General features: G+C 61.9%; 8 protein-coding genes. 5 read left to right on the plus strand and 3 right to left on the minus strand.

Annotation, left to right across the window (positions count from 1 at the left end; translation table 11 throughout):
• Positions 1 to 24: 24 nt before the first annotated feature.
• Entirely contained in the window at positions 25 to 5,625 is a 5,601-nt protein-coding gene (locus FOM02_RS34385) for an AAA family ATPase (protein ID WP_063617167.1), read from the minus strand.
• Between the two features lie 269 nt (positions 5,626 to 5,894).
• The gene (locus FOM02_RS34390; protein WP_265440651.1) at positions 5,895 to 11,054 is read right to left on the minus strand and encodes an AAA family ATPase; all 5,160 of its coding nucleotides are present in this window, start codon (positions 11,052 to 11,054) and stop codon (positions 5,895 to 5,897) included.
• A 215-nt stretch (positions 11,055 to 11,269) separates the two neighbouring features.
• Between FOM02_RS34390 and FOM02_RS47325 the strand changes: the two genes are divergently transcribed.
• The gene (locus FOM02_RS47325) at positions 11,270 to 11,707 is read left to right on the plus strand and encodes an HAD family hydrolase (RefSeq protein ID WP_416207730.1); all 438 of its coding nucleotides are present in this window, start codon (positions 11,270 to 11,272) and stop codon (positions 11,705 to 11,707) included.
• On the opposite strand, the gene FOM02_RS34395 is transcribed toward FOM02_RS47325, so the two are convergent.
• Positions 11,628 to 12,155, minus strand: a complete 528-nt coding sequence (locus FOM02_RS34395; RefSeq protein WP_027558337.1) for a YkgB family protein — start codon at positions 12,153 to 12,155, stop codon at positions 11,628 to 11,630. The genes FOM02_RS47325 and FOM02_RS34395 overlap by 80 nt on opposite strands.
• 530 nt (positions 12,156 to 12,685) lie before the next feature.
• Here FOM02_RS34395 and FOM02_RS34400 point away from each other — a divergent pair.
• The 4 genes from FOM02_RS34400 to FOM02_RS34415 all read left to right on the plus strand — a co-directional run bounded on the left by FOM02_RS34400 (position 12,686) and on the right by FOM02_RS34415 (position 15,133).
• Complete coding sequence (locus tag FOM02_RS34400; RefSeq protein WP_027558338.1) at positions 12,686 to 13,051, plus strand: response regulator transcription factor; 366 nt, start codon at positions 12,686 to 12,688, stop codon at positions 13,049 to 13,051.
• The gene (locus FOM02_RS34405; protein WP_084334214.1) at positions 13,048 to 13,707 is read left to right on the plus strand and encodes a sigma-70 family RNA polymerase sigma factor; all 660 of its coding nucleotides are present in this window, start codon (positions 13,048 to 13,050) and stop codon (positions 13,705 to 13,707) included. The genes FOM02_RS34400 and FOM02_RS34405 overlap by 4 nt, the downstream gene beginning before the upstream one ends.
• Positions 13,708 to 13,763: 56 nt before the next feature.
• On the plus strand, positions 13,764 to 14,744 hold the full coding sequence (gene egtD, locus FOM02_RS34410) for an L-histidine N(alpha)-methyltransferase (RefSeq protein ID WP_051378510.1): 981 nt from the start codon (positions 13,764 to 13,766) through the stop codon (positions 14,742 to 14,744).
• 134 nt (positions 14,745 to 14,878) lie between these two features.
• Positions 14,879 to 15,133, plus strand: coding sequence for a hypothetical protein (locus tag FOM02_RS34415; protein ID WP_027558341.1), 255 nt, complete (start codon positions 14,879 to 14,881; stop codon positions 15,131 to 15,133).
• The last annotated feature ends 31 nt before the right edge of the window (positions 15,134 to 15,164 follow it).

Raw genomic sequence — 15,164 nt, forward strand, 5'->3', positions numbered from 1 at the left:
GGTTTCGCCGACACGATCCGATGGCTATATTTCGTCCGCAGCCCGGTTTGGGTTACAGGTCATCCCGCCATTTCTGCGCCGTGATGTCGCCAGCCGAGACGGTTCAGCCAACTGAAATCCGTCATCGATCGGGACGGTGAACTGGAAGACCGCCCCCCGCGGTTCGTTTGCGGTCACCCACAGTCTGCCGCCGTGCGCAACGATGATCGAACGGCATATCGACAGTCCGACACCCAGGCCTCCCGACTTGGTCGTGTAGAACGGTTCGAACAGCCGCGCGAGGCCCTCCGCAGACAGGCCCGGCCCCGAATCCGCGATCGACACCAGTATGCTCTCCCCATCTGCTCGCGCGGTCCGGATCAGCAGTTCGCGCTTGCCCTCCATGGTTCCACTCAACGCCTCGATGGCGTTCAGGATAAGGTTGAGCGTCACCTGCTGCAGCTCCACGCGATCGCCGATGACCTTGGGCAGACGATCGGCGAATGCCGTCCGGATCGAGACGCCGTTCCGCGCTGCTTCGGTTTGCGTGAGCTCAATGACGTGACCGATCACGTTGTTGATCGCCAGGGAATCCCGTTTGGGCGGTGACTTCTTTATCAAATCGCGGATGCGCCCAATGACCTCGCTTGAGCGGATGCCGTTCTCGATGGCGCGTGTCAGCGCCCTGCGCGTCTGCTCCAGCGCCGGCGGTTGATGATCGAGCCAGCTCAATGCTGCCTGCGCGCTGGCGATGACGGCAGTGTTCGGCTGATTGACCTCGTGGGCGATCGACGCCGTCAGTTGTCCCATCACCGCAACGCGATTGGCATGGGCCAGCTCCATCTGAGCCTCGCGATAACGTTGCTCGTTTTCGCGTGCCTCGGTTTCCGCGCGCTTGCGTTCGCTGAGATCCAGCACGAAGGCGACGCCTTGCTCTTGCTCGTCATCGAACAAGGCTCCGCCTGTCAGCACCGGCACCCGGCTGCCGTCCTTGTGGAAGAATGCCTTCTCAAACGGCTTGACGACCCGCGTCGCCTTCAATTCGGCGCGGGCGCGATCGGTACGCTCCTGCCATTCGGGCGGTGTCAGATCTGCCCAGTGCAGCCGGCCTGCGGCGAGATCGTCGCGATCATATCCCAAGGTCTTCAGGAAGGCCTCGTTGGCATCGAGAATGTCGGGGATGTGATCGAAGATGAATATCCCGATGATGTTGGATTCGACGAGCCGGCGGATTCTCGACTCTCGCTCCTGAAGCTCCCGATACAGGCGGGCATTGTCGAGCGAGGTCGCAGCTTCGGACGCGAGAAACTTCAGGATCGCGATCCGGGCAGGGGTGAATGCGCGCGAGGCGAGATTGTTCTCGAGATACAGAAATGCTACCGCCCTGCCTTGCTTGATGAGTGGTACGCATAAGGCTGATCGGACACACTTATTCTTGATGTATTCGTCGTCGCCGAATGCGTCGCTCGTCGAGGCATCGTCGAGCACGATGCTTTCTCGCGTGCGAGCCGTGTAGAGTACGATCGACATCGGCACTTCGGCGGCGGAGATCGGTGAATCGGCAAGATCGAGGGCGACAGAACCGCCACCAGTGACCGCCTCCGCCCGAATTCTCAGCTCGGAACCTCTCGGCAAAATCAGTACGCCGCGTTCCGCACCCGCGTGCTCGATCGCTGAACGAAGCAGGGTTTCCGTGAGCCTCTCCAGCACGATCTCGCCTGAAACGGCCTCCGACACCCTGAGAACCGTCGCGAGGTCCAACTGCTCGACGGGTGCTCCGATCGTGCCTGCGGCGTTGAGCGCGGATCCTCGCTCCCGCAGGCCCGGATAGAGTTCCTCGAGCTGCTGCACCTTCGCCTCGGCGCCCCAGCGCGCGTAGCAATCGCGCGCTCTCATCAGGTAGGACAGAACGACCGTTCGAATGCCGCGCACCTCGTAGAACCGTGCTGCGTGCTCGGCGGCGATCGCCTCAATCTGCACAAATCCGGATTCTTGCGCCAATCGAATCGATTCTTCGTACAGCTGTTCCGCCTCGAGTTCGCGACCCTCGACACGCGCAAGTTCCGCCGTGACGAGCTTCTGCCGGGCGGCGAAGTTCGCTGGGCAGCGGTTGGACCAGACTGTGAGCTTGCGGTGGTGCTCGCGGAGATCGCTGAGGCGTCGCTCGCGATCTTCGGGTCGTGATGCGTGACAAGCCCCGGCATGAGCGAGCGCCGTGTAGAACCGGTATTCGGCAAAGTCCGAATAGGCGCGGGCGCACCAGGAGAGCTCTTCGGCGCGTGTGGCGAGGTCAATCGCGACATCGTCACGTCCTGCAAGGACCTCGATCTGAATTTGCGTCGCGTAGTGGAAGAAGGCGCTTAGTGGCTCGCTCGCATCCGGAGGCTGAAGCGCCGCCGGGCTCTCGAAGCGATGATTGCCATCGCGCCCCGCAAGGCTCCGCGCCAGGTCTCTTTGCCTGACCAGACCCTCCGCTGCCAGTCGGACACCCAACCCCTCTGCGAATGACAAGGCCCGCTCGGCGCTCGAGCAGATTTCCATGAGCGAATCGCCGCAGAAGAGATCCACCGATATCAGTCCGCGATGTGAGTACGCCGCGAAGGCCAGCTCTCCAGTCGTCAAACAGATTGCGAGAGCCCGCTGAATGAATGGCCTTCCCGACCGGATCGGGCGAATCCACGGGGTTACGTGGAGGCCGAATACCAAGAGCGCACGGCCGCTCAATCCCAATTGCGGGTGCCTGTCGGCAAGGGCTGCGCCAAATTGCGACAGGCGGAATCCCAATTCGGCATCGGTTGAGCTACTCGCGAGCACGCCGAATATCGCGGTCAGCGGATAGCACGCTTCGGGGCTGATCCCGTGCTCGATCGTCAGCCGAGTGGCCTCTACGAGCATGATGTCGGACAGGTTGCGATCGGTGAGAAACGCAGGTGTGAGGAGATCGGCCAAGACGCACATCGTTGCGCGATGATTTGGATCGGTCATCGGCGGCAGAGCATGAAGCTCGCCGTCGGACAGCCTTTCGGCCAAACTCCGCAGGCGTCGCCGATCTTCATCCACCTCGCTTCGCTCCGGATGAGGGAGCCAGTCGATGCCGACCTTGTGCAAGAATGCAAGGCAGACGTCGACCGCCGGCTCGAGCTGCCCCGCAGCGGTGTACAACTGCGCCTGAAGTCTGGCGACCGCAGCGCTTGCCTGAATGTCCGATCGGCTCTGTGACAGGATCGCCAATTCCGCTTTGGATGTGGTCAAGTCTCCAAGCAGAAACTTGCATTCGGCGTGCAGCAGGCCAATCGCGAAGGCGTCCTGGCTGCACCGCGGATGTCCTTCCTCTCCGAGCAGCGCGCGGGCGGTTTCAAGGTAGGTTGTTGCCGCATGGTAAGCCGTTGCATTTCGCGCACGCCGACCCGCGTCAAGATTGATGGCAATGACCTGATTGCGTTCGGCGTCCCCTGCCAAAGCGGCGATGCCACGGTTGAGTTGGTTGGCAACGATATAGACGCGCTCGTTGGTCTCGTCAGGCGTGAGCTGTGCCGCCAAGGCCATGCCGATCCGAAGGTGCAAGGCCGTTCGCCTGTCCTGGTCCGGTTCAAGCGCATAAGCGGCCTCTTGCACGCGATCGTGCACGAACGCATAGGAGTTCTTGAGGCGTCGAACCAGCTCGAGACGCGTCGCGTCTCGCATATCCGCGTGAAGCGTCTGCTCCGATCCTCCGTGCACAAGGCAGAGCATTGCGACCTCGGCGCTGCTGCCCAAACAGGCGAGCTCGAGCAGGGCCTGACGTGTCTTGTCGCGCAAGCCGCTCAGCTTGCCGACCATGAGATCTGCGACGTTTTCGGCGTAGCTCTTGTCCTTGATGCGTTCGAGTTCCCAGTGCCATTGCCTTTTGTCATGATCGAAGATCAGTAGCTTTTCTTCGGCCAGCGCCTGCAGGAACTGCGTGAGAAAGAACGGATTGCCTCCCGTCTTCTCGTATACCAGCTCGGCCATCGGCATGGCGTATGCAGGCTCGCAGCGAAGTGCATCCGCGGTGAACTCCCAGACCGCATCGCGAGTGAGGGGGGCGAGGTCGACTTCTCGAACGCGTTTACGGGACGCGCGAATTTCCAGGAGCCATTGTGCCAGCAGATGTTTGGCGTCGACATCGTTGGGTCGATACGCGGCGACGAGAAGCAGATTCCGCAAGTCGGATCTGTTTAGAAGATCCTCTATCAGTTCCAATGTGGCTACGTCGAGCCACTGCAGGTCGTCGAGGAAGAGCACAAGGGGCTGGTGAGGTTTGGCGAAAATGGCAACGAAGCGTCGAACGACGAGTTGGAAGCGCCGTTGTGCATCTTGCGGGGAGGTCTCCGGGACCGGCGGTTGATCCCCGATCACTAGCCGCAGCTCCGGTACGAGATCGACCATCAGTTGACCGAGATGACCCAGCGCGTCGCGCAGTGCGCGACGCCAAGGTGCCAGCTGGGCATCATTCTTGGCGAGAAGGCCCCGGATGAGGCCCTGAAGAGCATGCGCGAGGGTCGCGTAAGGCATATCGCGCCTGTGCTGATCGAATTTGCCCGACGCGAAGAACCCTCCCAAGGGGATCAAGGCCTTGTGCATTTCGTCGACGAGAGCAGACTTGCCGATACCCGAGGGGCCGGACACCAGGATCAACTCGGGCGTGCCGATCCGGGCGACGCGATCGTATGAGGTAAGCAACGCCTCGATCTCGTGTGCCCTACCGTATAGCCGTTCGGGAATCAGCAGGCGGTCGGATGTATCGGTTTGAGCCAGAACGAAATCGTCGATCCGTCCCTGCGCTTCCCATTCGACGACTGACCGTTCGAGGTCGTTCTTGAGGCCGACGGCGGTCTGGTAGCGATCCTCGGCCGTCTTGGCGAGAAGCTTCATGATGATCGCCGACACGACGCGTGGAACGCCATTGACCCGTTCGGCAGGCGGAACGGCTCGTCTCGCGACATGGCTGTGCACCCATTCCATCGGATTGGCGGCGGTGAACGGCAGTGCGCCAGTGAGCATTCGGTAGAACGTCACGCCGAGTGCATACAGATCGCTGCGGGAATCGACCGACCGGTTCATGCGGCCTGTCTGCTCGGGTGCCATGTAGGCCAGCGTGCCCGCGATGGTCTCGGGCGGTTCGAGCCGTTGTCGCTCGCGCGGCAAGCGAGATGCCAGGCCGAAGCCGGTAATCCTGACTTCGTCCGCTCCAGTCACCAGAATATTTGCCGGCTTCAGATCCTTGTGGATCAGTCCCCGCCGATGGAGCTGGTCGACGGCGATGGTCATGGCGAGAGCCAATCGCAAAGTGCGGTCCAGCGGCATCGGCGCGCCGAGCAGTTGCTGCTCGAGCGGCTCGCCGCCGGGATCCTGCAATATCAGCAGGGTTCGGCCGCCGTCGCGGATCAGCTCCAGCGGCCGTACGGCGCAAGTCCCATCGAGCTCGTCGCGCAATGCGTATTCATGGGCAAGCCGGTCGAGGATCGCGGCAGGCGGGTATTCCGCGGCGGCCCTAACGATCAGGACATTCTTGACGTTGCCGTCGGCGCCCCGGCGCCGTTCGCGGCAAAAGATGCGCTCGCCGTCGTCCCAAGAGGCGTTGAGACCGGCATCGCCGTAGGTGGGAATCCGCGAGGATACGTGCATCTGCCGGACTCCGGAACTAGCCGGCCACTCGGTTGAAAACGCTGGATAGGTGTTTGCTTATCCCGTTCGAGAACGTACTCCCAACACCAGTCCCCGACAATCGCCGGGATCGGAGCCATGACATGAGCCGCATTCCGTTCGGACCAGACTGGTCGAGTCCAGCCCCGACCGGTATCTTCAAGGGTTGTTCCGATGCGATCTGATCGACAATTCCGCTCAACCACGGATGATGTATCTTCGCCGCCTGGTCGCGGATGTCGGAGCGTGGCTCAGCCATCTGCAAAGTCGTCATCGATTGGTACGGTGAACTGAAATACGGCTCCGCGCGGTTCGTTTGCAGCCGCCCATAGTCTGCCGCCATGCGCAACGATGATCGAATGGCATATCGACAGTCCGACACCCAGGCCGCCCGACTTGGTCGTATAGAAGGGTTCGAACAGCCGTGCGTGACCCTCTGCAGACAAGCCCGGGCCTGAATCCGCGATCGATACGAGTATGCTGTCGGCATCTGCTCTAGCGGTCTGGATCAATAGCTCGCGCTTGCCCTCCGTGGTTCCGCTGATCGCTTCGATGGCGTTCAGGATCAGGTTGAGTGTCACCTGCTGCAGTTCAACGCGATCGCCGATGACCTTGGGCAGACGATCGGCGAAGGCCATCTGGATCGAGACACCGTTCCGCGCCGCTTCAGCCTGCGTGAGCTCGATGACGTGACCGATCACGTTGTTGATCGCCAGGGAATCCCGCTTGGGCGGTGACTTTTTGATGAGGTCGCGGATACGTCCAATGACCTCACTGGAGCGGATACCGTTCTCGATGGTGCGCGTCAGTGCCCTGCGCGCCTGCTCCAGCGCCGGCGGGCGGTGATCGAGCCAGCTCAATGCCGCCTGCGCGCTGGCGATAATCGCGGTGTTCGGCTGATTGACCTCGTGGGCGATCGACGCCGTCAGCTGGCCCATCACCGCGACACGGTTGGCGTGGGCGAGTTCCATCTGGGCCTCGCGGTAACGCTGCTCACGCTCCTGAAGCTCCCGGTACAGACGCGCATTGTCGAGCGACGTCGCGGCCTCGGACGCGAGAAATTTGAGAAGAGCGACCCTTGCCGGCGTAAATACAGCCTTGGCAAGATTGTTCTCGAGATACAGCAGAGCGACCAGGCTGCCTTGCTTCGTGAGCGGAATGACCAGAATCGACCGGGCGCTCTTGAGCTGGATGTAGCGATCCGCTCTGAAGGCTCCACTTTCCGCAGCATCGTCGAGAATAGCGCTCTCATGCGTGCGGGCCGCGTACAGGACGAGCGACTCCGGGATCTCCACCTGGGAAATCGGTCGATCGCACAGATCGACATTGATCTGAACTCCCCGGGTCGACGCTTCCGCGCGGATCCGCAGCTCCGCGTCCCGTTGCAAGATCAGCAGTCCTCGTTCAGCACCGGCGTGCTCGATGGTCGTGCGCATCAAAATGTCGATCAGCTTCTCGAGGACGATCTCTCCGGAAACAGCCTCCGAGACTTTCAGGGCCGCTACGAGGTCCAGATGTCCGATCGGTGCACCGATCGTATCGGTCGCGGTCAGGACGGGTGCGTTCTCCGCAAGGTGCGGATACACGTCGTCGATCTGCCGTACCTTGCCATCGGCTCCCCATCGGGCATAGGCGTCGCGCGCGCTCCAACGGTATATATTGGCGAACGCGTCATAATCGCGAGCCGCATAGAAGTTCGCAGCGAGCTCGTAGGCGAGGCCCTCTTCCGCAGCGAGCCCGTTTGTGCGGGCGGAGCGAACCGCGTGTTCGTAGAGGCGCATCGCATCGGAGTCGCGGCCCTCCAGCCGGGCGATTTCGGCACCGACCAGCGCCGCACAATGCTCGAAATTGTCAGGGCAATTCTCCGCCCAGGTTCGGAGTTGCCGGTGATGCGCGGCTATGGTGTCGATGCGCCGGTGGCCGGCGGCGATCGTTTCCGGAAGTGCAGCCAGAGAAAGCGCAGCATAGAAATGATACGAAGCGGCCTCCGCGGGAGTCAGTGGGGTCCATCGTCGCCGCTGCAGCTTTGACAGGATGTCGACCGCTGATGCGCGGTCGCCAGCAAGGAAGCGCGCCCGAAGCTTGAGGATCCAGTAAATGCACTCCGCGCGCCACAAATTCGGGTTGGCGGCGAAGTGTTCTTCGATCCGAAGCTCGTCGAACTGCTCCTCGTCGAAGGAGCCGAATCTCGGCGTCAACCCGCGCAGGGTCCGGAACAGTCCAAGTTGCGCGGCGATGATGTCCTCGATGAACCCGAACCCCATCTTCCGGGCGAAGGCGAGGCCAGTCTCGGCCTCGCTCAGAACCTCGACCAGTGGATCGCCTGCCTGGAACAAATTGCCATTCAGGTTGCTGCAACTGTAGGCCGCATATGTTAGATCGCCGCTCCTGTGCGCACTTTCGAAAGCGCGGCGAAGGAGATCGCGCGCGGCCCTGAAGTGTCTCGTCCACGGCACGACGTGTGCGCCAAATATCAGATAGGTTGCAGCCTGGAAGCGAGACATTCCGCGCTGCTCGACCAATTCATAGCCGAGTTCTCCGAAGCGAAAGCCGGACTTGTAGTCGCCGAATTGCAGGCCGGCCACCATTCCGAGCTGCACATAAGCAACGCACGACCCGTCGCTGTGACCCCATTCGAGGCCGAGATTGACGGCCCGGCAGATCGTGAGGGAAAGGAGGTTCATATCAGTGAAGAGGGCAGGCGGCAGGAGTTTGGTCAGAACATCCATGGTCGCAAGAGAGGCCGGGTCGCTCATCAATGGCAGCTTGACGAGGTCTTCGATGCTGCGCTCCCCAATGCCCGACCAGATAAGATCATACTCGCGGCGCGCCTGCGCTTCCGTCGGGTTGGGAGACCAGTGCACGCCTAGCCGCCGCAGGTACCCCAGGCCAACATCGACGGCCCGGCTGGACTGGCCGAGCGTCGTATAGACATCCATGCGCAGGCACGCGACGGCGGCCTGTTCGAGCGAATTGGCCGCGCGCGTCGCCAGTGCAGCCAGGCGATCGTCCGCGACGGCTGGTTCGCCGGTCAGGAACTCGCATGTGGCCCGATTCATTTCCAGCGTGAAGGCAAGCTCGTGCCGCCGCGCCCAGCAATCGGCGCTCAAGAGCCCGCTTCCGGTGGCAAGATAGGCAAGTGCCGAGCTGTAGGCCGAGGATGCCTTGGCGCGCTGGCCAGCAATCAAGTTGAGCTCGGCGATTTGCTCGCGGTCGCCTGGAGAGCCGACGAGGGGAAGGCCGCGGTTGAGCTGGTTGACGATATCGAAGATCGCCGTCTCGCGCTGCTCGGGTGGCGTGCGTGCCACCAGGAGCCGGCCGATTCGCAAGTGCGACGCAGGCCTCTCGGACTCGGGAATAAGTGCGTAGGCGGCTTCTTGCACCCGGTCGTGCACGAACCTGCAGTGCCGGCCCTGAAGCTCGACAAGCTCGAGACGCACCGCGTCGATGAGATCCAGCTGGACCTGCTGTTCCGACCTGCCCAGCATCAATGACAGAGTCGGGATCTCGGCGCTGCTGCCGAGGCATGCAAGCGTCTGCAAGGCCATCCGCGTTTCGTCGGGCAGGCGGCTCAGCTTGCGGATCATCAAGTCGACGACGTTTTCGGTATAGCCTTTGGCGTGGATGCGCTCCAGGTCCCACTGCCATTGGCTCATCTCGTGATCGAAGGCCAACAACCCTTCTTCCGAGAGTGCGTGCAGGAACTGGATCAGGAAGAATGGATTGCCGCCAGTCTTCTCATGAACCAGCTGCGCCAATGGCGCGGCGCGCGCCGTCTCGGAGCGAAGCGCATCCACGATGAAATGTTCGGCGTCGGCGCCATTGAGGGAGGCCAGGCTGAGTGTCCGGACGAGCGCGCCCGAATCGTGAATTGCGGCGAGCTTGCGCCTCAGCGGATGGTCGGCATCGATCTCATTGCTGCGATAGGCGCCGATCAGCAAGACATGTTGCAGGTCCGATCGGGTCAGCAGCTCTTCAAGCAGATCGAGCGTCGCAGCGTCCAGCCACTGCAAATCGTCGAGGAAGAGCACAAGCGGCCGGTCCGGTCGCGCGAAGACGCCGATGAAGCGCTGCAGGACGAGTTGGAATCGTCGCCGGGCGTCTTGCGGCGATGCCTCTGGGACCGGCGGTTGATGGCCGATGACCAGTTTCAATTCCGGCACCAGATCGACAACCAGCTGGCTGTTGGGCGTCAATGCTTCGCAGATGGTATCGCGCCACGCTGCGAGTTCGGCCTCGTCCTTCGCAAGGAGACGACGGACGATGTTTTGAAAGGCCTGCGCGAGTGTCGCATAGGGGATGTCGCGCTTGTACTGATCGAACTTGCCCGAGGCGAAGAGGCCGCCAAGCGGGACCAAGGCTCTGTGCAATTCGTGGACAACGGCGGACTTGCCGATACCGGCATAGCCCGAGATCAAGACGAGCTCGGGCGTTCCGCTCCGGGCGACGCGGTCGAACGAGGCGAGCAAGGCCTCGATCTCGTGTTCCCTGCCGTATAGCCGCTCGGGAATCATGAGGCGGTCCGGTCGGTCCGCTTCGCCGGGCGTGAAGCCGTCGATCCGCCCTCGCGCCTGCCATTCAGCAAGGCAGTGCGCGAGGTCGCTCTTGAGGCCGGCTGCGGTCTGGTAGCGGTCCTCGGTGGTCTTGGCGAGGAGCTTCATGATGATCGCCGACACGGCGTCGGGCACGTCACTGCGCCGTTCGGCGGGCGGAATGGCCCGTCTCGCAATATGGCTGTGTACCCATTCCATCGGATTGGCCGCGGTGAACGGCAATGCGCCCGTGAGCATCCGGTAGAGCGTCACGCCGATTGCGTACAGATCGCTGCGGGAATCGATGGACCGGTTCATGCGGCCGGTCTGCTCGGGCGCCATATAGGCCAGCGTGCCCGCGATGGTCTCTGGTGGTTCGAGCTGTTGTCGCTCGCGCGGCAGGCGAGTTGCGAGGCCGAATCCAGTGATCCTGATCTCGTCCGCTCCGGTCACCAAGAGATTTGCGGGCTTCACGTCCTTGTGGATCAGACCTCGCCGATGGAGCTGGTCGACGGTGGTGCTGATGGCGAGAGCCAATCGCAAAAAGCGGTCCAGCGTCATCGGCGTGCCTAGCTGCCGCTCGAGCGGCTCGCTGCCGGGATCTTCCAATATCAGCAAGGTCCGACCGCCGTCGCGGATCAGGTCCAGCGGCCGTACGGCCCAGGTCCGATCGAGCTCGTCGCGCAAGGCGTATTCATGGGCGAGCCGGTCGAGGACCGCGGCCGGCGGATGCTCCGAAGCGGCCCTTACGATCAGGACACTGCTGACGTTGCCATCGGCGTCCCGGCGCAATTCGCGGCAAAAGACGCGCTCCCCGTCGTCCCACAGAAGTTCGAGACCGGCATCGCCGTGCGTGGGGATTGGCGAGGACACATTCATCTGCCGGACTCCGGAGCCGGCCGGCCGCCTCGTGGTGAAGGCCCGCCAAGCGTCCAATCGCCCCCTCATCACCCTACTCCCCGGAAAAGTCACCCACAACGGCAACCATCAGAGCGAACCTGCCAGCTTCACGCTGGTCGCTCCTCTGGTTTCCAATATTCGTGGAGGCTGCCACAAGCGTTACAGGCAGATTTGAATTTGATCGGGAACTCTGAGTGACAAACAACCTGGCTGAAGTTCAGGCCCGCCAGCGCGAAAGCGGTGGAATTGGGAAATTCTTCGAAAGGTCGTTCAGCGCGGATAGCGTCAAGGTCTATAAGCCCTCGCCGCAGACCTACGCTCACGTCGAGAATGAACTGGGAGCCCGTCCGTCGCAGCTCTGCATGATCGCCTGCCAAGCCTGGGATACGCTCGGCGCCGTGGCGGCCGGTTGCGAAGCTGCGTTGATCAAGCGGTCCGGAAACGACATCCTTGGAGTTGGTCCCCAGCCGCAGATCACCTCGCCGATGTGGTCGAGCAGCTCATCGCCCGTCACGCAGGACGACGATGATCTTCTTGCAGCGCCAACCGGCGCTACCGCATCGCTTCCTGTCGGACAATCCCGTTCAGGGTCGGGGACACTTCGGCCGCTGCCCGGAGGATGTCCTGCTTGAGCAGATAGACCGAAGCCGCAAGCAGCACCACGTCCTTCATGAGGAAGAGAAACGGCAACGTGGCCGCGGGAAAGCCGCCGGCTGGCGCAGCCCAGGCATCGGGGAAAAACGGAATGATCGTCACGGTAGCGACATAGGTTGCGCATGAACCCAGTGATCCCAGGATCGCCAGTCTTCGGCTCCAGAAACCGAGCAGAAGAAGCAATCCAAACAACAATTCCGCGGAACCCAGGAAGTAAGCCGCCCCGCGCACGCCAAACGCCGGATACAGCCAGAAGATCAGAGGCCCGTGGCTGATGAACGGAATCAACGCATGCGCTTCGTAGTCGAACCATTTCTGGCAGCTGAAGACGAAGAAGACGACGATCATCGCCACACGCGTGGCGTGGTAGTCAAAATCGCCTCTGACCAGATCGAGTTCGGACAGTTTCTTTATGAGATGGTCCATCCGATGTCGTCTCATCATGGAGGTCGCAGATTGCCGTCAAGAGTGGCGTCGACGTGTGTCGTCATCCGAACGGTAGCCAAGCTTCGAAGGGCACGCTATGCGTGGGTTATCGCGCGTTTCTCAAAATTGCGCTGTTCGGCCGCAGACGACCGGGCATCTGCATGGCCTGACCTCGCTCGCGTTCTGGCATCTGCGAATGACGTCGTGAGACGAAGGGCAGTCTTGCTGCTGCGCGTCCCGGTGGCTCGTGTTGCCGCCGCAAACCCATACCAAAGTATGGGTTTGTGCATCACAATCGTGAGATTGTGGGGGACACCCGCCGAACGCATGCTCCGGGCTCATCTGCGCAACCGATCCTGGCGCAGCTACTGGACTTTCCTCAGTTGGGGAGACCGAACATGCGACTCTCGCGAAAAAGCATGGAGCGTTACGACAGCGGTCGCTTCGTCGGACGGCGTGCGGCCTGCGCGCCGGTCGACCTCGTTGCGATCGCGTTTCGATGATGGTTGCGCCTTGCGAGGGTAAGTCAGGTGAAGGTTCCTTTCGTAGGAGTCGTCGATGACGACGAGGCCCTGTGCCTGTCTTTGGTGGATCTGATGCGATCGATCGGCTATCGCTCCGAGCCGTTTGACAGAGCCGAAGCGCTGCTGAGCTACGCTGATCGGTCCAGCTTCGACTGCATCATCGCCGACGTTCACATGCCCGGAATGGGCGGGCTCAACCTCGTTCGCAAGCTCCATGAGCAGAAAGTCAGAGCGCCGGTGATTCTCATTACCGCGCTTCCGCACAGGCAGCTGGACGCGGAGGCGGCATCGATCGGCGCATTCTGCCTTCTCAGGAAGCCGTTCGAACCAAGTGCGCTGCTTGAGTGTCTCGACAGGAGCCTTCGACGATGAAAGCGCTCGCGGATGACGACATCACGTCCTCCATCGCTACGCAATCCTCGGGCGGAGACGAATTGCGGCGTCCGCGATCCCGGGAGGATGAGGCTCCGCCGCGACCCGATCGCGGGAAAACGGCTCGCTGGCAGAGATGGAACGATTGCTCAGAGCGATGGGGCCGGCTCATGCTTGCGGCGCGCGGAGGGGATGGTGCCGCATATGAGCAATTGCTTCGCGAGCTGGATCTGTGGCTTCGTGCCTACTACGCGCGCCGGCTTCCATATCCGGCCGCCGACGATGCGCGGCAGGAGGTACTTCTGGCCGTTCATGCCAAGCGCCACACCTTCGCGCCGTCGAAGCCCTTTGGCGCCTGGGTTACGGCTATTGCCCGCTACAAATGGGTCGATCGTGTCCGCGATGCATCGCGCTACAGTGCGCTCTCGCTCGACGACGAAATCGCAGTCGAGGATCACGAGGGGGCCGCCATCAGCGCTGCTGCGCTGGACCAGTTGCTCGGCCAGCTGAAGCCGGCACAAGAGAGCGTGATCCGTCTCGTGAAAATCAATGGTCTCAGCATCGCGCGAGCGTCCGGCGCGACCGGTCAGTCGGCGGCCCTGGTCAAGATCAATATCCACCGTGGGCTGAAGAAATTGGCGGCGTTGGTTTCTTGACGTCATTGCGGCCGCGGCCCGGGCCGTACAAGACGTCGCGCGAACGAAAAGCGAAATTGCTTCAATTCCAGAACGAGGTGCGATCCGGCGCGGCCGACCCGACGACGGCATTCCGTTACGACATCATGGAAGGGTTAAGTCTCGCGCCAAAGGCAATTCCGGCGAGATGGCTTTACGATCGCCGCGGATCGGCTCTGTTTGAAGCGATCACGCTGCTGCCGGAGTACTACCCGACGCGAACCGAGCGATCGATCCTCGCCTCGGCAGTATCGGAAATCTCCGCCCTCGCGGGGCCGGGCCGCGCAGTCATAGAGTTCGGTTCGGGCTCCTCGGCAAAGACGCGACTGTTGCTGGCGGAGACGGAGCCCTCCGCCTATGTGCCGATCGACATCTCGGGTGAATTCCTCCGGGAGGTTGCGGCAGGCTTGTCGTATGCATTCCCTGGGCTGCCGATCTACCCAACCGAGGCCGACTTTACCTATCCCTTTACGCTGCCGGAAGAGATTGCGTCGACTGCGCGCCTCGGCTTCTTTCCGGGGTCGACGATCGGAAACCTGACCGTCTCTGCGGCGGTCGATCTGTTGCGGGCAACGGCAACGACCTTGGGCGTCGGATCGATGCTGCTGATAGGCATCGATCGTATCAAGGATCAGGATACTCTGCTGCCGGCGTATGATGACACGCAAGGGCTGACGGCGGCGTTCAATCTAAACCTCTTGCATCGGATCAACCGCGAGCTGGGCGGCTCGATTCCCCTGGGCGCGTTTCGCCACTTGGCGCGGTGGAATGATGCGGAAGCGCGTATCGAGATGCATCTGGAAGCCATTCGCGATGTCGGCTTCGAGGTCGATGGTAGGGGCTTTTTCTTGACAAAGGGCGAGACCATCCACACGGAGAACAGCCTCAAATACGGACGGAGGGATGCCTTCGTTCTGCTGCAGGCCGGCGGATGGGATCCCATCGCCGATTGGACCGACGACAGGGAGCTCTTCTCGGTCATTCTCGCGGAGCGAAGGCCCGCGCGCGCGGCTCCCTAGGTCGTATCGAACGCGAAACGGGAGTCATTCCGACAATATCGCCTCAATCGGCGCAATCCACGAACAGCGAGGCCCCAGCATATCCTGCATACTGCGCGTGTCTTCATGGTGATCAACTGCGTCGAGGCGCGACCATGCAACTCCGTTCCTCCCTGATCTTGAGCCTAGCCGCCATTCCTCTAACCGCCCTGGCGGATCCGGCTCCCGCGCCGTCGCCGAAAGCGCCGAGCGCGCCTGAGAGCGTTCACGTGCAGCCACGCGGGAGTGCATTCATGCCGAATTCACCTGTCGAAGATGAGTTGCAGAAGCGCATCACGGACTTCAATCGGAAGCAGGAGAACCTGGACGCAGATCTCGATAAAAAGCTGAAGATCTGCCGCGGGTGTTGATCGATATCCGGGTTCAGCCAAACAGCAATGG

This window comes from Bradyrhizobium sp. SEMIA (assembly GCF_014844175.1).
Taxonomy (GTDB): Bacteria; Pseudomonadota; Alphaproteobacteria; order Rhizobiales; family Xanthobacteraceae; genus Bradyrhizobium; species Bradyrhizobium arachidis.